General features: G+C 36.9%; 4 protein-coding genes. 2 read left to right on the plus strand and 2 right to left on the minus strand.

All coding sequences use genetic code 11. The annotated features are described in order from the left end of the window. On the minus strand, positions 1-246 hold a 246-nt coding region (locus tag B0B05_RS15860), incomplete at its 3' end, for an ISAon1 family transposase N-terminal region protein (RefSeq protein WP_076784550.1). 123 nt (positions 247-369) lie between these two features. Then, entirely contained in the window at positions 370-2,394 is a 2,025-nt protein-coding gene (locus tag B0B05_RS15865; protein ID WP_076784551.1) for a M13 family metallopeptidase, read from the minus strand. Between the two features lie 202 nt (positions 2,395-2,596). Between B0B05_RS15865 and B0B05_RS15870 the strand changes: the two genes are divergently transcribed. After that, positions 2,597-4,738 (plus strand): TonB-dependent receptor, encoded by a 2,142-nt coding sequence (locus B0B05_RS15870; RefSeq protein WP_072965310.1) that lies wholly within the window; start codon positions 2,597-2,599, stop codon positions 4,736-4,738. 149 nt (positions 4,739-4,887) lie between these two features. Continuing rightward, a partial coding sequence (locus B0B05_RS15875) for a transposase (protein WP_143746062.1) occupies positions 4,888-5,047 on the plus strand: 160 nt, incomplete at its 3' end.

Below are 5,047 nucleotides of genomic sequence, written 5' to 3' on the forward strand. Positions count from 1 at the left end.
ATCAGTCCATCTTCTGCGTTTGATATGCAGCTGTACGGCTTTTCCACGAAGCGGAAAGTCATCAACCGTAATCTCTTCATGAAAGCCTTTAGATTGAAGCTGTAAAACTGAAAATTCTTTGGGAATTGTATTTTTCTCTTCAAAATAAAGGTGAAGCAAGCCATCAATATCTTCAAATTTTACAACATCAAAGTATTCAATTAAGTATTCAGGTAATAATAGCTTGAGTAGGTCTTCTGTTTTCATCCTCTACAAAAGTATCAATTTTTGCCATTACTCCCCAACTTTTGTTGCTGATCCTTTTTTTTTTACCGCTCAAACACAAAAAAAGCCCAGTTAAAAACTGAGCTTTAGTTAATATAGATAATCTTACCAGATTTTAACTCTCTGTTCTGGGTTTTTATAAAGTTTATCACCTTCTTTTACATCAAACGCCTTATAGAAAGCATCTGTGTTGACAAGTGGGCCAAAACTTCTAAAGAAGCCCGGAGAATGCGGATCTGTCTTTACCTGATTGGTTAGATACTTTTCCGTGGATAGTGTTCTCCAGACTGTTGCCCAGCTAAGGAAGAATCTTTGGTCTGGTGTATAACCGTCCAATTTACCGGGATTACCTTTGTCTTTTAGATACATCTGAAGAGCATCATAGGCAATGTTCACACCGCCTAAGTCTGCAATGTTTTCGCCATTGGTGAACGTGCCGTTTACATGCACATCTTTTGCCGGTTCGTATTGGTCATACTGTGCAGCAAGACTTTTGGTCGCTTTTTCGAAATTGGCTTTGTCTTCTGCTGTCCACCAGTCTTTCAGGTTGCCATCTCCGTCAAACTGAGCACCACTGTCGTCAAAACCATGGGTCATCTCGTGGCCGATTACGGCTCCAATACCGCCAAAATTAACAGCGGCATCCGCATCCGGATTGAAAAATGGTGGCTGTAAAATGGCTGCTGGGAAAACAATCTCGTTATTTACCGGATTGTAATAGGCGTTTACTGTTTGTGGTGACATGCCCCATTCTGTTTTATCAACAGGCTTACCTACTTTTTCCAGTTCTTTGCTGTAATGCCATGCCTCAACATTCTGGAGATTAGCATAGAGTGTACCGCCATCCTTCTCGGATTTAAGCGTTAACTTAGAGTAATCTTTCCATTTGTCAGGATAAGCAATTTTTACAGTAAATTTATTTAGTTTCTCCAGTGCTTTTTGCTTTGTAGTAGCCGACATCCAGCTTAGATTGTCAATATGTACGGCAAAACTCTTTTTAAGATAATCAATATAAGTCAGCATCTGTGCTTTGGCTTCGGGGGTAAAGTATTTTTCGACATACACCTTACCGAATGCTTCGCCCAATACGCCGTTTATCAATGACAGAGCTCTTTTATTGAGCGCGCGCTGCTCTTGTTGACCCTGGAGGTATTTGCTGTAAAAATCGAACTTGAGGTCGTCCATCTTTTGATCCAGATATCCGGCACTGCCCGATGTCAGATGAAACTTAAGATAGTCCTTGATAACAGGAATATTTTTTTCTGTAAGGAACGAATCCAGATTCTTATAATAATTAAGCTCTCCAATGATAACTTTATCGGTTTTTACACCAACTTCTGCAAGGTATTTAGGCAGGTCAACGCTTTTTACAAGTGTTTTTAGCTCTGGTAACGTTTTTGGGTTATATTGCAGATTAGCGTCCCTTATTTGCTCATTGGTCAGGAGGGTTTTTGCCATCGTTTTTTCAAAGTCGACAATTTTACCCGCTGCAGCTTCGGCATTTTTATAGCCAATCTCTGCAAGAACTTTAGCCACATATTTTTTGTACTCTGCTATTGTTTCTGTGTTTTTAGCAGACTCTTTTTGGTAATAATCCCTGCCCAGGCCAAAAGACGCATCGCCAAGATATACGGCATTCATTTTAGAATTTTTCAGGTCGCCATCTACGCCCCAGCCATAGAAGGCATTTTCGCCTCTCTTGGTTGCTTCTGCAAGGTATTTCTGAAGATCAGCTGTATTTTTAATCGCATCTATTTTTGCGAGGTCAGCTTTTATGGGATTCAGTCCATCGGCATTACGCTTGTTCATATCCATATAGGTCTCATAGAGTGCCTGGATTTTCTGACCTTCGGACCCGGATGCAAATTTTTCTTTAAGAATATTATCCAGGAGCTTAAGAGAATTATTGTCGGTTGTTTCTCTTAGTTGAGTAAATGAACCCCAGCTTGGTTTGTCAGCAGGGATTTTTGCAGTTTTCATCCATGTGCCATTCACATAATTGTAAAAGTCGTCCTGTGGGCGTACGGATGTATCCATATAATTAAGTTCCAGAGCCGCCTGTTTTGTCTGTGCTATTGCCACGTTGAATGCAGAAGTCAACATCAATGCACTTAGAGAGATCTTTTTCATTTTTGATTATAAATATTGTCTTTTATTCGTCGGTAAACAGATGGATTTGTTACATAATGGCTGCTTAATTTGTATAACTAATGATATCAGGCAATCTGACTAGTAGATTTTGAAAAATTATAATTAGATTTTCTTTTGCGAGATTATGAATAATTTTTAATTTTGTTTATTCTAAATAAAAATAATTACACACTACTACCAAATGAAAAAAACACTATTATGCTTAGGGAGTGTATTCCTTGTATCGGGAATTGCAAAAGCGCAGAAAAATGTTATTAAGGTAAATGATTCTGTTAAACAAGGAAGGCTTGATGAAGTCATTATAACAGTAACCAGGACACCAGAGATAATAAAGAAAACAGCCTCAACAGTACACATTGTCAACCGTAAAGAAATTGAAGAGCAAGCTGCAATTTCTCCGGATCTTAGTAACATCCTTGCTTATCAGGTTCCCGGATTGGCATTTGGAAATAATCTGGTCGGAAATAGAGGGCAAACATTAAGAGGAAGAAATGTATTGATAATGATAGACGGAATTCCACAATCCAGCCCGCTTCGGAATAACGACAGAGAGATTAGAAGTATAGATCCTTCTGTACTTGAAAGAATTGAAGTTGTTAAAGGAGCAACATCTATTTATGGAAATGGTGCAGAAGGAGGGATTATTAATTATATAACTCAAAAAGATAATTCGAAAAAGTCAATATCCGGAAAAACTGTCCTGGGGTTTACGGGGCATGAATTATTCAATAACAAGATGTTTAAATCTGAGGGAGGAGCCGGATATAGAATATCACAGAGCTTTTATGGAAAGCTGGGCAAATTTGATTATCTGGTAAACGGAACCTTCACAGAGAATGGCGTTAAGATAGATGGAGAAGGTTTAGTCCAAAACCCCAGATATGGACTTGGTGAAACAAAGGTAAATAATGCCTTTGCAAAATTGGGTTATTCCTTCAATGACAAAAGCAGAATAGAATTGATGTACAATTACTATTCTAGTTTGCAGGATTCCAAATATATCCTGGATAAAGGAAAGTATGGTGAAAGGCCGTCAACTGGTAAAATAGGAGAAAGTCTTGGTGTAAAAGAAGGAACTAAATATAATCACAACGCTTATTTGAAATATAGCAATACTTCTATATTCCGTAATACATCGTTCAATGCATCCGTTTATTTTCAAGACTTTTATACAATTTACGACTACAGAGAAGCTCCCCGTTGGAAAACAGGTGGCCAATCTGCAATTCTGGAAAAGAAATATGGCTTTCGTACCGACTTTAATACAGAATTCAGAAAAGAAGGTATATTAAAAGCTTCACTTACTTATGGTATAGATTTACTGAATGAACATACTACGCAGCCATTAGTAGATGGCAGAGTATGGGTTCCTGAATTGAATATGATGGCATTTGCACCATTTATACAAAGTAAGCTATATCTTACTGAAGATTTAACAGTAAAAATGGGAAGCCGTTGGGATTTAATGAATATAAAAGTTCCGGATTATACAACGCTTCCTTCCGGAAAAGACAGTGCTTTTAATGTACAGGGAGGAAGTCTGAAGTATAAAAACTTCTCATACAATGCCGGACTTAGTTATACCGCCTTTAGCTATTTCCAGCCATTTACATCCTATTCCAGAGGATTCAACATTTATGATCTTGGACGTGTACTGAGAGATGCTAAAAGTAATGTGCTAAACGAAATTAACACAGAACCCGTTGTAGTAGACAGCTACGAAATAGGTTTTAATAGTAAAATAGGTAAAGTTATAGACTTTTCTGCAAGTTATTTTTATAATTACTCTAAGCTTGGTGCAGATTTAGTTTCTGTGAATGGTTTTTGGACACCATTGCGAGCACCACAATATATTAGTGGAGTAGATCTTGTAATGAATGTTTATCCGGCAAGAGGATTGAATATAGGCGTGAATTATACTTATCAGGAAGGGAAGGTAGATGTAAATAATGACAATACCTATCAAAAATATCTGAGCGGGTTGAGAATTGCTCCGCCAAGACTAAATTCTTATGTTAAATGGATGTCAGATGATAAAAAACTGAATTTAGGTCTATATCATATGTACTCATTCAAAAGGGATCGGTTTTCTCCGGATAAATCTGGGAAATATGAAGAAGGAGAAGGGCCTGTAGAATCTTTCAATCTATTCAACTTTCAGGGAAGTTATAAATTTAATCAGTTTATAATGTTAGGGCTGGGAGTAGAAAACCTGTTTAATAAAACCTATTTTACTCCTACATCTATGTACACTGCAAGAGATGCTGAATATGTAAGAGGTAATGGAAGATATTATACATTGACATTAAGTTTTAAATACTAGTAGTGCATTATTAAGAGCCTGTTTAAAAATTAAATTAGAAAAATTCGTATGGCGTTTATTTTATAAAATAATCTTATAAAAAACTGATTGTCAGTTGTTTATGTTGTTTATTTTCCGTAACTTGTTGGTTACTAATCAATTAAATTACAGTGAAAAATTACTCGACAAACATTTCTGACAATCAGTGGCAATTTATAAAAAAGACTTTGAACCTCAATGACAGAAAGCGAAAATATGGTTTAAGAACCATTTGGAACGCCATAATGTATTTGGTGAAAACCGGTTGCCAATGGAGGATGTTGCCTGGTG

The organism is Epilithonimonas bovis DSM 19482 (genome assembly GCF_900108115.1).
Classification (GTDB): Bacteria; Bacteroidota; Bacteroidia; order Flavobacteriales; family Weeksellaceae; genus Epilithonimonas; species Epilithonimonas bovis.